This window comes from Bacillus yapensis, assembly GCF_005280205.1.
Lineage (GTDB): Bacteria > Bacillota > Bacilli > Bacillales > Cytobacillaceae > Robertmurraya > Robertmurraya yapensis.
On sequence record NZ_SUND01000004.1, the window covers coordinates 130,320 to 147,744 of the forward strand.

The following is a 17,425-nucleotide window of genomic DNA, read 5'->3' on the forward strand; positions in this document are numbered from 1 at the left end:
CTCCTTTATAACAAAATTGAGTTAATATTCACCTTGAACTCTGAACATCCTGATAAATCAATGTTGTATTTTATGTTTGGTATCAAAGGTGAAATATGTTCTAAAGCTATTTTAGGAAATTCCTCTTTAACTTGAAAACTCGTAATTTTCTCCAGAATAAACTTTGAAAGATTTTCTTTTGGTATCTCTGGATAATAACCATATTCCTCAATCTTCTCAATAAATTCACTTAACACTATTTCATTTTCTATTTTAGCTATAATTGATTTAACCAAGTCTGTGATGTTTTGACCTTTGTCCGTTTCGATTAAAGCACAAGCAAACAGATAAAGTGGATTTTTTTCTGAATTCAATTGTTCTTTTGAAGAAATCCAAACACGATTTCCAGAAGTCATTCTAAAGGACTTTACTTCAATTGCTAGATTTTCCAAAAGGAAATCCTGTTTATCACCAAGTGCGCCGACCCAAGCATTTATCGCTGTACTAGTTCCATATGTAGGAATGATATAGTCGAGTAATATTTTTAATTCGCCAAATAAACCCATTTGCTCTTCTTTTGACATAATTTTAAATGCCGATTTCCTAAGTAGTTTCTGCCAACGTTCTAAACGTTTCATTACACTAATAATAATATTTTCATCATGATGCTTCATAACATTTAGTAAATCGTGGCAAAGGATTAAGAAAATTTCCCAATCTTTCGTCTCTTTTAGTAGTAAAATAAGTTTATTTGGACTCGAAGATTGATCAAGCTGAATCTGAATCCCATTCAGCTTGATCTCGCGGATTGTGTGATCGAAATCTTCATCGCACTTGATCATTAATCCATATCGATTATAAGAATCCACAATCCAAAAAGCATCATATTTAATAGATTCTTTGACTCTAATTCTGCTGAGCTGCTCTAATTGTAACCAGGGATTATTCATCCTCGTAGACATTTTCTTCACCAACTTCATCTTTATATGCTTCTTCTAGTTGCTTTTTATATACACTATTTATTCGGACTTTTACATTATTGACAAATGGATCTTTTGAAATTGGGAAGCTGATACTAAACCCTACAGCGTTTATTCTATTAGCATCTGTATCTTCGAGTTCTAAGGCATGTATAAATAGTACAGGTTTTAATAATTTTTCTCGCATTTCATGTGACTTTATTTTTTTGAATGCAGCTGGCATGATGATTCTTTCCGGGTTTGCACGAGAAAGCTGTCTATTGGCTACTTCATAATAACCATGCTTTTCTTTTACTGTTCGGAATTGACGTTGTATTTGTATCGAATCAGCATGAAATATAGTTTCGCTTTTTCCGTTGTATAAAACTACATCCCAATCTATATTAACTCTATCAATATAGTCTTTGATAAACTCAATTGGCATTCTGGATTTAAGTCCCAGTGGGTCATTATTATATAAACGGTATTTTCCTACGAATTTTTGTATAATTTTTTTATTAATATCTTTCCAAACATGGCTTTCCGTTTCTTCATGCTCAAAGCTTCCGTTTTGTAGATCTCGGATTGTTTCTTTTAATAGTTTTTCATTGGCATCAAGATCTTCATTAAGATTGCTTAACCATCTAGTTTCTTTAATTTGTCCGTCAAGGTTCATTTCTAAATACATGTCTTCTGTGTATTTTGACTTATTGCGTGCAGTAACCTGAAGAAGACTATCAGGATGTAATTGTACAGCCAATCCAAATTGCTCCGGTGTTAAATTTTCATCCTGCATATCATTAAGACGGCGGATCAATTCATTAGTTGCATCGATTATAAAACCGAATTTTTTATTCATATCATCGGTTAAGTATACCCTGCAAATATCTTCATAGCCAATTCGATAACCAAACCATCTACCCATTTGCATTAATGTATCATAGTAGATAGTAGTTCTTAAGAAATAGCTAACACTTAATCCCTCGAGTGTAAACCCGCGGGATAAACTTAAACCACCAATTACAATAACATTCGATTGGATATCTTTTCGATAAGCCAAAGGAATTTTAGCTTTTTGATGTACATCTACAATTTGAACACTATCTATTAATAAACATATTTCTTTTAATATTGTATCAAAATCGAATTCAATATCTTTCAATCTCGTAGAAAATGTATCACTCATTGCCTTCAAATGTGTAAACTTGTACGGATATGCGGTATTTCCATATGCTTTAATTTCTTCTTTAAGATCTTTAAAGTAACTAGCTACTAGTTCTTTTACCTTGATATGCACACCAGTGAATCTTGAAATATGGATTAACATACTATTATGCTTTTTTTGATTCCGTAAACTACGAATTGCTATATTGATAACAAATAAACGAACTGCATCTTTTAAACTTTCTGGTAGCTTTTTTAATTCACTATCATAATCCTTTTTGTGTTTTATTACAAAAGGGGTATTATTTGGAGGATAAATAATTTCATCATCCAACTCATAAACAACTTCATCATCCGGAATATCAACTACATACTTCTCATTATCTTTATTAAAAATCTTTTCTGCACCGAAGTAGTTCGAGGGTGCTTCTAAAGCATAAATAAAATCACTTGGGAACAAATCTCTTCCTGCATCTTCATTTTTTGCGTTATGATCTATAAAAATGTTGGCATATGGTGTAGCTGTATATGCAACATAAGCACTCTTTTTGAACTTTTGTAATAATAGTCGTATTTTCTCATTAATAACAGTAGGATCTTCTTCTTTCTTAGTATTTATCGATGCATAGTCAGATTCATCATCTATCACTAACATTGCTTTATCTACTTGATCCTTATAGTGGATATCCAACCATTTTAAAAGATGATCTAAAGTCTTCGTATGTTTTTTTATTACGACTAAAATTGGTTGGTTCATATTATCAAAGTTAGTTGTTCCTTGAGCCCTTGCAGTTTCAATTTTGAAATCATTTTTAGCATTGGTTAAACTTACAGGCATTTTTTCTCTTTTAAATCCAGGTAAATGCCCGACTCCACTGTAATTTACTCCCACAAACACCTCATCTAATCTTGCTTGCGTTTGGTCACGTAAGTTGTTTTGTCCTCCGGCAATAACAACTATAAACCGGTAACCGGCATCGGCCGCCTTACAAATTAAGGATGCGTAGTTTGAAGTCTTACCTGATTGTACATGGCCAACAACCATGCCATATCTTGAAAAGGATTCTATTTCAGGATCTGCTAAGTTGTTCATAATAATATCTGTATCATCATTAATGGTTTCGAGTACTTTTTGTGGTAATTCCCGTTTCATGAATGACAAATAATTTGTTAGATAATAATTTTCAGATTGCAACTTTTTTTTCCCTGTCCACCAAGTAGTGTCTCTATTTTTCTGTTCCTCTCCTGTTACAAGAACCCCGGTTCTAATCTTGACTTGAAAAGATTGTTCCATTTCAATTTTTAGATAATTCCATTCTTCTTCTGATAATGAGCGTATATTATTCACATCAGCTATCCCTAATATGGTCTTTAAGTACTGTGGTTTTGTTTCTTTTATTAAGATTTTCCATTCTTCCATAATTGTTTGTATTGTATCTTCCTGTAAACTGCTAAATTCCTGAAGTGTTCCAGAAATCTTCTCTTTTGCATGTTTATACATGATATGATGATTAATCTCAGTATTAGTGTGCATTTTCAAAGTACCCTTCTTTGTTTTTATATACCTCTGTCTTCAATAATTCCTTAATGAACTCCTCGCTAATACCTTTTGAACGCCAATTTTCAACTAACATCTTAATCTCATTTTCATCAATCAATGTTTCCTGATTAACTTTTAATGGATTAGCATTCAACTGAGCAACAATTGCATCAAGTGGCAGATAACTCTCCAATCCCATTAAAATAACTTTTAATAAATGTTGCTGTTCTTCACTAAGAGTGTCCTTAAAAGTCTTTATAATCGGGTGTCCACGATTAATGGCGAAGTGAATTTCTTTATTATCAGCAGCCAGCTCCCAAAATCGGGTGGTGGCTTTGTCTTCAATTTTTTTACCTCGGCCTGTATATGGTCTTGAACCTTTAACTGTTACTTGCTGAATAATCCGTTTTAAATCTTTCTTAATTTCACTTACAGGATTTGCTGATGATTTTTTGATATCGATGCCCCAATCATGATCTTGATTATTGGGAATATCTATCTTAATCCGAACAAGCTTATGTGCATCGTTCGTCCTGTGCATACCCCACCAAGTACCGTAAATTAGAAGACGATGAGCACGGTACAAATAAAATCCCTGTGATTTTGTGTAACCATCTTTTGTAGCATACTTGTCAAATTCCTCATTGGAAAGTTTTGAATGATGAGGTAATATGTAAGGTTGTACCGATATCTCTGAATTATTGTATCTAATTTTTTCAGGCACCAATTGTTGAGTAGCAATATGCTTTGGATTAAAAGGATTAAAAGGTTCTAATGTTTGACCATTAACAGAAATTTTCAATGCCTTTTTACCAGGAACAATCCCTTCTAAAAAGCAATGAAAAACCAATGATAAATGGTCTCGTAAAACATCCAATTTGTGAGGTATATCTAATTCTGTAAAAGTATCAATCTCTCGCCATATAACTAAAGTACCACTCTCTTGATTCATGAATTCTTCAAATAAGGGAAATGATTTATAATTCTCAATTTCAGGTGTTATTAATAACCACTCATTCTTCATTGATATATAGTTTAAATCCCATTGCTTAATGGAAATATTGCAGTCTTTCTTTGAAATTACCGTTAAGTCTTTACACTGTGAAAAAGACGCTGTTTTTAGCCCTAACCCAAACTTTCCTAAATCATAATCTTCTCTTGGCGAGTCTGGATCATTTGCAGATAAGCGCATAGCATCAATTAGTTCCTCGTTAGACATTCCGACCCCATCATCTAAAAGTGTAAAAACTGTTTTTGGGTCTGGAAAACAAGAAATTTGTATTTTATTTGCCTTTGCGGTAATGCTATTATCAAGTACATCCGCAACTGCTACTTCAAATGTGTAACCAATATCCCGCAATGATTTTATAAAATTTGATACTACAGGTTGTACTATTTCGGTTATCACCGTTTCACCCACTTTCTATTAATTATATGGAATCAATGATTTTAGGAAAACTTCGATTCCATAAACAGCTTGTAAATGTTGTTTTATGACACCAATTTCCTGAATTGGGATTTGGCGTAGATGCTATTGATTAATCAAACTACTCTTAGCAAATTTGTTTTAAATTCCTCAAATATATTATAATGAGGAATGCTTTAATAAATCACCTTTTTCCATCCTCTCAATAACTTATATTGGAATTTATTGATATACTTTCCATTTTAAAATCTATTTATATTACATCATAATCTAATACCAGTTCCAAGAAATACTGGTAATCTATATACTCTAAAGTATAATCAATAGACGAACATTCGTAAATTCTTTTCCAATTTATACTTTACGTATATATTTTTCACTCCATAATTGGCTTCTTGTAGGCGTTCGGTTTGTAAGATTACCATCCGAACTATCCTTCAACTTTTGTTTCTTCAACTACAAAAAAACAGTATTGTTTAGAAAAATATAATCACTAAGTGTATAGTGTTAATTGGAAGTGCGTTAATGCATAATTTTCTGAATTATATCACAAAAAAGAGCAGACTCTTAAGTAACAAAAAATATAAAAAGACCAACGTTTGGTTGGCCTTCTGAATTCACGTTTTGTTATTTTGTTCAATTATTATATAAGGAAATAAATTTGCAAATTGACCATCGTCTATGAATGAATAACGACTTTTTCTTTAACTTCAGCTTTTACAGAAGTATGGAGAGCTTTTAGAATTTCTTTAGCTAGTATTGCTGCAACATCAACAGAAACTGCATTCCCAGCCTGCTTATATAATCTACCGTCGGAAAATTCTCTTCCCTTATATTGCGTAGGTAATCGATATCCAAAGCCAATAGGGAAACCTTGGATTTTAAATGTTTCTGCAGGTGTTAATTTTCGAACACCATCAGCAACTTTAATTAAAGGAACATTGTGTCCTCCTGTGCCCATATTAGCGGTAAGAGTTGGACAAACTCCAGTTTTATTTTTCCTTACATACATTCCTCTTCTTACTTGGTAAAATTGATACTCTTCATCAATTTGTTCATCTATATTAACCCTTTGATCTTTTCTCATATTTTCATCTAATTTCAAGAATTCTTCTTCATTTAAGAAATATAATGGATATTTCTCTCTAGTGTAATAATATTTTTCGCTATCCATTTTTGAAAGATGGAGATCAAGTACTCTTCTAATATTTTCACGTCGTTGTTCTTCATTTTTAATTACTTTATATCTTTCAATTTCATCAAAAAATTTGAAACAGTTTGCTACATTCGGATTTAAAAAGGCAACGATAAAAATCCTCTCTCTATTTTGCGGTAATCGGGTTATATCTTTTGTGTTGATAACCTTTTCTTTTACTGTGTATCCCAATAACTCTAACTGATCCTTTATGACTCTATATGTTCTCCCCTTATCGTGTGATTTAAGGTTTTTTACATTCTCAAGGAGAAGTACAGATGGTTTTCCATGTCTTTCATCCAATAATTTTATGAGTTCAACGATACTCCAAAACAAATTTCCTCGTTCATCATCAAAACCTCTCCTATAACCAGCGATTGAAAAGACTTGGCAAGGGAATCCTCCTACTAAGATATCGATTTTTTGATGAAGCATTTCTTCTTGCATTTGTAGATATTGTTTTCGTTCTTCTTCGTTTTCCGCTCTTGCTGGTCTTACTATTTTTTCGATATCTCCATGGAATACTTGATGTGGGAAATTGTATCTATAAGTTTCAACAGCGTACTCATCAATCTCGTTAGCCCATACTAGATTATAACTATCTCCTTCAAAAATGCTATTTTGGAAACCTAAGTCAATACCACCAACTCCAGCAAATAAACTTCCTACTGAATACTTCAAATTCATTTCTCCTAAAATCTTATTTATCTTTAAAAATAATATCATTCATCATTTGAAAAATCAATTTGTTTTTTCAAGATTTGATACTTTTTTATCAGAGTTCGTAAAGAATCGCTTCTATTTCTTCCTTCAAAACACTCAATGAATTTTGCTTCATCCTCTGTTAATTGAAAAGTATAACCTTTTCTCTTTTTCCTCTCAGGTAAAATCTTTCTTCCGGAACCATCCCGAGTTCCCCCCCAACCATTTACCAATGTTTTCACCCTTTGTTATAGTAATATTATATTATAACATTAATTTGTGTTTAACTTTCGATGTGAAATTTAATATACAACAAAATTACCATCAGAAACAATAGTTATATACTCTAAAGATCCAGTATAATAATCCCATCAAACATCTCAGTCCTCAACTTCGGTATGCGGAATATTGTTTTCTCTGCTGACCTTGTAGATTAAAGAATTGTTCATATATTTCTATTCTTAAATGCAATAAAGCTAAAATTATTTGTTTTTGTTATTCTTAAGAGAATCTAATACTAGTTCAGTTAAACGAACCCGGACCATTGATATTAGTTACTTGGCCTTTGTTAAGTATCCCATTCCATCAATGAATATAATCTTTTATAGGTTCTCTCTCAAATGGAATAATTCATTCTTAAAAAGCCCCAAATTCACTTCCATATCCCTCCCTCACTATTACCTTCTAATATATCTATTCCCTATCATCATCTTCTTTTCCTTTCAAAGGGAGCAGAAATATCATTAATGAAGAACATTAAAGTGCAGTGTATGCCATGACTACCTTTGTTTCCTTCCACAAGTTTTAGTGCTTCTATTAAGTTTTTCAGTTATAATGTCGCATTCATTAACATTTGATATTTCTTTTCCACGTGAACGTAGAAATCTATTTGTGTTATTCTTATTTCGCACTCTTGAAGTCCCCCATGTATTCACCATTTCCTCCTTCAAGTATGTCTTTTCAGAATGTCTGCCTCAACGTAAGATATTTTACGCATAGTTCTAGTTATTCCTAATTGTTCTGTCATCTCTTACTATCATCCCGAGTTAGTAAGGTACTATGACATCTGCTGACTTCTGATTGTTCAGATATCTATCTCTAGATAAGTTACCAAGTGTAATTAGCATTTCAATCAGATCTCCCCAGTTAAGAGTACAATATTTCCCTCCATCTATCTGCTTCATTTACTCTGTATCACCTTCGGCAGAAAGGACTTTGTTTTGTGTTGCAAACTTATCCAATGTGACCTAGCCTTATATAAAGTTCGTGTTCCTTAGAACGGAGGTTTGTCGCTCACTTCCTTCAGATTTTTGCGTCATCGCAAACACCATTGTGTTAAGCAACTGTTTCTTCTGCCTTCACAGTTCGGGACTTTCACCCTATAGACTGCACCCATGTTGAGCGCACAACAAAAAAACACTTCCTAAGGAAGTGTTTATATGACTTTGTGGAGTACTCCTAATGTTTTGCGAACTGTTGAATAATCAATTTTGAACGGTTCAATATCTGCTAAAAGAATATCATATTCGATATTATAGATGCCTGGCCGCCTTTCGATTCGTGGAAAACCTTCTTGAACTTGATAGAATTTTTCTTCTTCGATTTCAAAATGCATAGGATTATTGAAACCACCTACTGGATACCCATAGGAAAGAAGTTTTGAATGGAACTGTTCTAACACTTCAGGTGAAATTAGCAATTTTGCCGAAATACGACCTTCGATATCCATTACTGTTTCACCACTAGTTTCAGAAGTTATTACGCTTAATGTGTGAAGATAAAGTTCTTTACCAACAGGTGGTGTTAATTGCTCAAAACCATGAATACGAATAGTGGCAGGGTCTTTGCTGCTAGTTACTTTTGTTTCCATATGACACAAATCGAGATGAAAATCTTGTGACGTTTTGCGTGGTCCCATCCATCCTTTAATGACTTCTTCTAATGATACGTCATTACTTACTAATTCAATAGTTCGCAGTTCCCCATATAGTCCTTTTTGTTTTTCTGGTGCGAATTGACTTTCTCTGTGTTTTTTGAAGAAATCTTGCCACATGATAATGCGGCTAATCGCGTTGTTTACCATTCGTTCTTCATCCTTAATGTGTTGAAGACAATTTTTCAAGTCCTCGGTTACACGTAGAAAGAAATCAATATTTTGAACACCCACACAAGATAAAATCAAGGCGGGTTTTGAACCACTTGCGAACGGCAATGTCGACCATTTTGTTTGAAATCCTTTTGAATTTGGTAATTTCGAGCTAGAAGGGCGTTTGCCTTCTAACTCGATACCAAAATGAAGTTCTTGAGTGATACGATTTAAATACAAATAGAAATTATTGTGTTTTGATTTGATTTTTCGTGCGATTACGGTTTCAGTTTCAGGAAGAGTTGCTTCTACGTCCATCATGTCTTTGTAGAGTTTTTTCATTTCACATTACCTCCTAAAATTTCATTCCAATAATAAATATCGTTTGTGATTTGTTCTCTATCTTCAAACTCTTCGCAATACGGCAAGTTAAAGTGAAAACCAATAGGTGAATGACTAATTTCCGCTCCTGCTGAATAAAGGCTTTTTTTGTTGATGAAATCTTTGCAAAATGCATATAACACGAGTTGTCCACGGTCTTTTCGGAACTCACGAATTTGGTGTTCTGTGTGAACAAACCCTTTTTCCAAAGGGTACTTACGAAACAACTCACTCTCTTCTTCTTTCGTTAAACCAAAGACCAAGTGACGACTTGTTAAAGCACGACCTCCTGAAAGGACAATGTGCATAGCATCTCCAGCTTCTTCTTTGGTAATAAGTTCCCCTTGGCGTTTAGCAGATTTCATTTTGAATTTTGAAGAACCTAATAACACACTGTCTTTCCCACTACGACTCAAGACGGGAATTACAACGTCAAACGTTTTTGTGGAGTCGTAATGCTTCATAACTTCTTCTAGATATCGTTTCAATAAAAGCGGAGAGCGAAAACGACCAAATCGGCTGTAATGAAACTGGCAAATAAAATCAATGATTTTACGTGTATCAACCGCATGCCACGTAATTTCGTGCTTTGTGTTCTTTGTTGGTTCGCCTAGCGTATCAATAAAGTTACTGGTGATTTGTTGATTACGTTTAATAATCTCATCATCTACCACAAAGGCTGCAACGTCCTTTGAAATTCCAGAGAAATTCGGGTCAATCTTATGGGAATTTTGCGGACGAATTTTTGCACTCGGTTTCGTAACACTTTTCCGTTTTGTTTCAATGAATAACCCAAAATCTTCAGGCGTTTTTTCTTCGTCAGCCATACTGTCTAGTTGATGAGATAACATATAAACAGCTTTCGTGGTTTCTTCAAAAATTTGTTTAATGACTTTTGAGGTAAACACTCGTACTTGGTCACGGTAGTTTCCTTTGTACCCTGCAAAACGCATGGCTTGTAGTACTGTATCGTAATAAATGGAATTACGCATATAATAACTACAAACAAGCCCTTCAATCGTATACCCACGACTGAGGATGGTCCCACCTACGCAAATAACCTTCAGTTTTTTATTTGTTTTGTGGAAATCCAATTTATCTTCACTTTTCCCGTTGATTTCGCGAACATCTTCCAGTTCACTTAAAAACTGAATAACCGCTTTTTGAATGTCTTTGAATGTGAAATGATTGTTGTATTTAATCGTTTCACCAAAGTGTTTTGAGTCGATTTTCTCCATTTCTTGAGAAGTGGCAACAAAGTCCTTTTGCCATAGTTCTAACATACTGTTCCAGAACCGCTTTGTTGATTTCCCTTTTAACATGTTTTTGACATCATCAATATAATTTTGAATGGCTTTTGTTAGAATTTCATGAGATTTTACACTCACTGAGTTGTGAACCATCATAGAATGATGTTCATTTCCCTGTCCTCGTAGGATGCGAATAGCCCCTGATAAAATGAATGAGTTAATTGCAACTACTAGAGAAGGGTTCACACCGTTGTGTTCATAATCCCAATCATGAACTGTTTCGCCATCATTAAAATGCGTAGAATCAAGAGCATCTGTTTCTCGAACAAGTGGCAATCCAGGAATTCGTTTATTTTTCAAAGTCACTCCAAAAAGTTCCACTGCACCTAAATAGTTATTTGGTGTTTTTAATAAATACATAAAGTCGTTTGGGAACAAACTATTCTTATCTTTAGGATCTAAATAGATATTGGCAAAAGGTGATGCACTGTAACCAATAAAGACTCTTTTGTGGAACAAATTCAAAATATCTGTGATTTTTTCGTTAATGGAACTTCGTTTAGATGCGTCTTTTTCAATATTCAAACTTGCATTGTCACACTCGTCATCGATTAACGCTAAGGACAATCGTTCAAGTTTTCCAGTTTCTTCATTCATAAGAGGTAGTTCACTTAACCAAGTACGAATGGCGTTAAGCATATGCGGATTTTTCTTTGTGACAATAACTATTTGTTTCTTTCCATGATACACGGGAAGATGTCTCATATGAGCAAGATTAAAATCCCCGCTTTCTTTTTCTGTGTCTTGTTTCGTATAAATTTCTACATCACTGATACTTGGAAGAAATAAGCCAATTCCTACTTTTTTTCTTGTAAGGGTGTCTAATCCAATGACATCATATTCAATTCGTTTCTGTGTTTGATTAAAGAGACTAGCAGGCATGCCAGATAAAATAATCGTAATGTCATAACCGATATCAATGAGTTTGTTTGTAAGACCCGCAAAATTCATGGTTTTCCCCGATTGTACTGAACCCATACAAATTCCAATTTTGAAAAACTCCTTTACTTCCTTTGGAACTGGCAAATGAGCCAAAATAGTGTCCGTATCTTTGTCTACATTATCAATGACTTGTTGTGGAAACTTTTTGTTAATGGACAAATGTTTTTTATAAGCATCCCAGTGCGTCCAAATCGGCATTTTCTTCATTTCTGCGATTTTCGCTTTGCATTCTTTGAGTGTTTTCGCATCCAAACTGGATAAACATTTTCCTTCGTGTGTTGTGATATATTGCGACTCCAATACGTTTTGCAATAGTTTCTCTTCAATATAAGGGGTGGTTTTTAATAGCTCATCTCTTGTGATACCTTCCATAAAACAATGAGCTTCAATTAACCTCCGAATAAATTCTAACGCTTCTTCTTTTCGATGCCACCTTTTTCCTTTGTTCAATTTGACTGACAATAAACTTTCAAGTTCTTCATCGACTTCGATGGGTTGTATCTTTGACATTTAACACCCTCCTTTGTTTGTTGTTGGGCCGAGAATTGACTCTATCCTTTTTTCGCTGGCCCACGAGTTGCGAAAAAAAATTATTCAAGCTTTCCTCATTTTATTTTCAAAGAACGTTTGCTTCTGTTACGAAGACCTTCAACCTTGTTCCTCTCTCACAACATATTGTTTCTTCCTTCGGCCTTTAACAAATTAGAACATTGAGTTTTCGGCCGGAATGTTTTTAAACTTTTGTACCAACCTTACACACTTATTATGTGCAAGCAAATCAAAAATATACCAATTTTTTCAAATCTTTTTGTCTTTTTATGAAGAAATCAAAAAACACGGGTGTTTAAATGTTTTTCGAGACTGTCGGTTAAATGAAAAATGAATGTTAAATCGAATTGAAATAAAATCCTACATTACTACAAAATCTACCTCAATTGCTTATCAGTTATTATTAGATAAGAAACAGTAAAATCGGTTTTCTCTTAAGTCTGAGTGAACCCTTATAAACCTATTATTTCCTTGTGTAAAAAATGTGTAAAATGATTTAAAAACTTACCTTTTTCAGCCTTTTTTTCACAAAACAAAAAACACTCACAAACATTGATATATCAATATTTGCGAGTGTTCTATCGTTTCTTAAATTTACTAGTTTTCACCTAAAGATACCGGTGGTCAGGGGTCTAACTAAAAAAATCATTAATTCAATCTTTCTGCTTAGTATTCGTCTTTTTCACTTCTTTTCGTTTCTCAGACTCAAGCACCATCGTGAAAGTCCCATTCGCAACTTCAGTAGTCATTTTCTTTAGTTGCTCAACCGATTGAATTTTAGTATTAAACGATGATATTCTAGTTGGAATGTATAAAGAAGAGAGATTGCTTAATATGATGAGAGTTTTTCCTTTGATGTTGGAAGTTCTTCTTATATGGTAAGGGTTGAACCAGATGCTGTCTTCGTGTGTGAGGGATCTTGTTGGAAACAGAACGACTTCTTGAAAAGGATTGGCTACGATCGGAACCATTTTCTCCATCTTGAGCATCCATTTGGATGACTCAATTGCACCATCTAAGGTACAACCTATACACCTCAAGCTGTACGCTAGCACTTCTATGGGAGATTTGTTTATAAAGATAGTTCTGCCAGTCTCAACAATTTGTGTGAAAGGATTTCCATAGCGGTCATAACGGCTGATCATATACATTAATGAATAAGTGATAATATAATGCCCTTGAATAAACAAATTCATCTTCCCCTTTATTAGTCAAATGTCTGCACTTTCCTTGTAACAATAGAAACAATAAAAATATTTCACCTTACAGTTTTCATCAAATCATTATGTAAATGTATTGGTGAATGTATTAGAAAACGTTTACATTCATGTGTGCAGGTAACTGGAATTTCAATTTTCATGCCAGTTTGTTTAAGTGAGTGAGTAGCAATTTCGTCGAAAGTGATGATTTTTCGTACATCCGTTATACCTAGAGCATCTGCAATTCTATTTAGATGCTCAAAGTGAATATTTTGTCTCTTATGATTTGCCAATTCATGAAGTGTAGCAGTTCGAATATCCGTTCGCCTACCTAATTCTCTCATTGAGATATTATTTTCATCTAACAATTTGTGAATCATAACCTTCAATACTGTCCCCATCTTTACTCCACATCCCATCTAAACTAGTCCACAAGAAAAAAATACCATATTCCGAAATAGTGAGAATATACTGCTATATTGTCAAAAAAATACCAAACTAGAAGAAAATTTCATACTCCCCAACAGTTATGAACAATACTTATAGTTCAAAATAACATAGGTTGGATTCTCCCCATTTGGTGCAAATTCAATCAAATCTTCAATAATCAGAACGAATCATCAATTGTTTCTTGATGGAGTTTGAATTTTTCATCAAAATCCATAACTCTATCATTTGTTAAGGGTTCCACTTAAACATTCTCCACTGTTTAGTCCAAAGTTTTTCGATACTTAGGAGTTTGAAAACAGTGATCGGCTAGCAAGATCGTCTATGAACTATTAATCTTCCGCGTCCTAGAATGTCCTCGTAGAAGTTACTCTAACAACTACTAACTCTTTTGGTACAAAATCCACCTATTAAGTTCACTCAGAAACCAAAATGTGTGAAACGAAAAGACACAGCATTTTTTATGTCTCAAATGAAAAATTTCGTCGCAATTAGACTTTTAATACTCCCTCACATAACACCCCGCCACGGCAGGAAACTTCACATACTCCTTTTTCATATCCCGAAAAGTGAGGGTTTCGTTTCCCCTCACCAGTTCGTATTCTAGCAATTGTTGGACACAGTTCAGAGGTAGTTTACGGAAGGTCTGTATATAAAACTGGGTTGCTTCCTCTGGACTTGCAGCAAAAATAAAGACAAAATTGTTTTGGTCCATTTTCAGTGAAAATATTTTGATTGGGTGGAATCCTAATTTATTCTCTTTGATCATCGCAGCCAATTGTTCGTGATTTGATTTCTCCCAGTCTAGTTTGGAGATATCGTCGTCTAAAGTGATTCTCTTATTTTCGAGTAGATGTAGAATATAGTAGGCTAGCATAGGTTCTTCATAGTGTATCGAATCAAGATAAAGCGTTCTAACCTTCATGCTTACCCTCCTCTATTCTTCCTGTATATTCATTGTATTTAACCTTGACGGTACCTGTCGGGCCATTTCGGTTCTTAGCGACGATAATTTCAAGAGAATCATCTTTAAGTGCTCTGTCATAATATTTTTCACGAAAGAGAAAAAGGATCAAATCAGCATCCTGTTCGATACTGCCAGATTCACGTATATCGGACATCTGTGGTCTTTTAATGGCTCTTGATTCGACACTTCGGTTCAGCTGTGCCAAGCAAATCATCGGACAATCAAATTCTTTTGCGATCCTTTTCAAATTTCTCGAAATCTCCGAAACCTGATAATGGGTATTTCCACCGTAAACTTCATTGGCTTGAATTAAGGTTAAGTAATCGATGAAGATAATAGGTTTTTTGTTTGGGAACTGATGAACGAGCTTTCTTATTTTAGCTCGCATTTCAGGAATGGTCTGACCCGAACCATCAAAGATTTGAATATTCGTTTCATTGACTTCGTGTATAACACCGGGCCATTTTTCCTTTTGATTCTCTTTTAGCAATTTCACAGAGTTTCGTAGTTTCATTCGATTAAAATTTCCAGTGGAGGCAACAAGTCTTGACGTCAATAATTTCTGAGGCATTTCCAGTGAGAAAATAATTGGCAAATATCCACACCAGCCTGCTTCCTTAGCAAAGTGAAGCATCACATCCGTTTTCCCCATTGATGGTCTAGCAGCAAGGATAGCAACCTCTCCGTCTTGCCAGCCACCAGTGAATTTATCAAGATCTTTAATACCTGACGTAGCACTCAATGTCTGTTTCTCTTCTTCCCATGGAGTGTTATAGATCTCTGCTAAGCATTCTGTGATCGAATGGTAGTCATCTACTTTTAATTCACTGATTTTCTCTAATCGATGGATTACATCTCCAATTTCCCAATCGTTCATCGCCCCTAAGGTCAGAATACTTCGCTTTTCTCGTTCTCTCCATAGCTCTAAGATAAGGCGCTCTACTTCCTCAAACTTGTCTAGTTCACAATGTGACTCAAGATCTGCCAAATAGGTGATTCCGCCGTACGATTCTAAATTGGGGATCGTTGTGAGTGTGAGTAGATCGGTATTCTTTCCTGATTGCTCAAACTCTAGCATTCTCTTCATCAATTCTTGATGACGAATCTCTTGGAGATGATTAGGACGAATAGTGGTATCTTTGATGAGGTAATTCTCCTTCATCAAGCAGCCAAGGAACACTTTTTCAATAATCATTCGTCACTCTCTCCAGCATCGATATCGTAGTCAGAATTTCTAGGTATATCTCTTCCCATTGGCGCAGGTGCAGGTCCACGATACAAGTTCTTCGACAAACGTTCCTTAAAGGCAAGCTGTCCTGCATGTACGTCCTTGACAGTTTGATAGCCACGATCGGCCCAATAACGAAGGATCGCCTCTACATATTTCCAGTTCTTTCCCCCATATTCCACTGCCTGCTTCATTGCTTCTAATACCAGCTCATCGGAAAGATCCTGACACCAAGCAGAAATTCGATCACTAATGTATCCACCTATTGTCCCGAAACCATTTTTTTCGAAGAAAGTGAAAGGATTTTCCTGAGCGCATGCGCCAATATCTTCTTCTTCGCTTTTCTTCTCTGTGGTAATCTCTGAAGTAGTCTCTGGTAATGCTTGGTTCAAACTGGACAGTGAAGTTGAGCAATTTGGCTCCTGTTGATGCTCTGATTGGTCTGGCACTTCTGATAAAACTTCAGGTTGTTCAGCTGGAATGGATCGTTCAGGTAATGTTTCAGGTTCCTCCGTTCTCTTGGACAGTTCAGGTAGACGAATCTTTTTTTCTCTATTCTGACGATCTGGATACTCCGCACAACGGCGCTCGATTAAATCATAATTGAGCCTGTACCATTTAGTTTTGTCATTCTTATAAATATTGTAATTCCCCGTTATGATTAATTCTGCTTTTTCTAGCCTCGCCACAATTCGTCGAATGGTTGTGTGTGACCAAAATGGAAACTGTTCCTGCCAGCTTTCATAACTGTTATACACCCACTTATGTCCATCATGGACATGCTTGCTGGTTGTCTGCCAATAGTGAAGCTGTTGGATAAAAATGGCCTCATTTAACCCCACCATTTCTGCTAATTTAGGTGATAACAATATCGGATGATCCTCAACAACTAGCTTGCTCATTTACTAACTCCTCCTTGATATGTTCAAATCGTGCTCACCCTTTATATATGGATTTGTGAGCAAAAAGGACAGGCAGTATAAAAAATTGGACAAAAGAAAGGACGGAACTTATGCTTCAGTCATTTTGTTAAACGAAAGAAACAGAAGAACCGTCCCAGTGCAAATATTACTTTTATCCCCCTATTTAATTAATTTGAATGGATTGTTTATCCGAATCCAGCTTCTCATGTTTTTAGAATGTACGGGCTCAAAATACCAAGTCATATATCTTTCGCACCATGATTCTTTTATTTTTCCATGGATCCGTTATATTTCTCTATCAGCATGTTATTATTATCCATTTTTCTAAGGAGGAGCTAATTTTAGCAGCCAGAAAAACCTTAATTTAAGTTAAAGAAAATTCTTCCATTTAAAAGTGATTATCATCTTAAGATAATTAAATAGCTTAT

11 protein-coding genes are annotated in these 17,425 nt (G+C 34.7%); all 11 read right to left on the reverse strand.

The features are described 5' to 3' along the window. Positions 1-5: 5 nt before the first annotated feature. Positions 6-929, reverse strand: a complete 924-nt coding sequence (locus tag FAR12_RS06880) for a PD-(D/E)XK motif protein (RefSeq protein ID WP_246010316.1) — start codon at positions 927-929, stop codon at positions 6-8. After that, positions 922-3,603, reverse strand: a complete 2,682-nt coding sequence (locus FAR12_RS06885; protein WP_246010317.1) for a Z1 domain-containing protein — start codon at positions 3,601-3,603, stop codon at positions 922-924. Before FAR12_RS06885 ends, FAR12_RS06880 begins: the two co-directional genes overlap by 8 nt. 22 nt (positions 3,604-3,625) lie before the next feature. After that, positions 3,626-5,062, reverse strand: a complete 1,437-nt coding sequence (locus FAR12_RS06890) for an ATP-binding protein (RefSeq protein ID WP_246010318.1) — start codon at positions 5,060-5,062, stop codon at positions 3,626-3,628. A 685-nt stretch (positions 5,063-5,747) separates the two neighbouring features. Further along, the gene (gene dcm / locus FAR12_RS06895) at positions 5,748-6,944 is read right to left on the reverse strand and encodes a DNA (cytosine-5-)-methyltransferase (protein ID WP_425456144.1); all 1,197 of its coding nucleotides are present in this window, start codon (positions 6,942-6,944) and stop codon (positions 5,748-5,750) included. Positions 6,945-8,400: 1,456 nt separating this feature from the next. Next, a complete protein-coding gene (locus tag FAR12_RS06900; protein WP_126407687.1) occupies positions 8,401-9,393 on the reverse strand; it encodes a PD-(D/E)XK motif protein in 993 nt (330 codons plus the stop codon). Then, entirely contained in the window at positions 9,390-12,194 is a 2,805-nt protein-coding gene (locus FAR12_RS06905) for a Z1 domain-containing protein (RefSeq protein ID WP_126407689.1), read from the reverse strand. The genes FAR12_RS06900 and FAR12_RS06905 overlap by 4 nt, the downstream gene beginning before the upstream one ends. A gap of 692 nt (positions 12,195-12,886) precedes the next feature. Continuing rightward, complete coding sequence (locus FAR12_RS06910) at positions 12,887-13,429, reverse strand: competence protein ComK (RefSeq protein WP_126407691.1); 543 nt, start codon at positions 13,427-13,429, stop codon at positions 12,887-12,889. A 62-nt stretch (positions 13,430-13,491) separates the two neighbouring features. Then, the gene (locus tag FAR12_RS24075) at positions 13,492-13,833 is read right to left on the reverse strand and encodes a helix-turn-helix domain-containing protein (protein WP_126407693.1); all 342 of its coding nucleotides are present in this window, start codon (positions 13,831-13,833) and stop codon (positions 13,492-13,494) included. A 545-nt stretch (positions 13,834-14,378) separates the two neighbouring features. Next, positions 14,379-14,804 (reverse strand): hypothetical protein, encoded by a 426-nt coding sequence (locus FAR12_RS06920; RefSeq protein ID WP_126407696.1) that lies wholly within the window; start codon positions 14,802-14,804, stop codon positions 14,379-14,381. After that, positions 14,794-16,041, reverse strand: a complete 1,248-nt coding sequence (locus FAR12_RS06925; RefSeq protein ID WP_126407698.1) for a replicative DNA helicase — start codon at positions 16,039-16,041, stop codon at positions 14,794-14,796. The genes FAR12_RS06920 and FAR12_RS06925 overlap by 11 nt, the downstream gene beginning before the upstream one ends. Continuing rightward, on the reverse strand, positions 16,038-16,976 hold the full coding sequence (locus tag FAR12_RS06930) for a DnaD domain-containing protein (protein ID WP_126407700.1): 939 nt from the start codon (positions 16,974-16,976) through the stop codon (positions 16,038-16,040). The genes FAR12_RS06925 and FAR12_RS06930 overlap by 4 nt, the downstream gene beginning before the upstream one ends. Between the last annotated feature and the right edge of the window lie 449 nt (positions 16,977-17,425).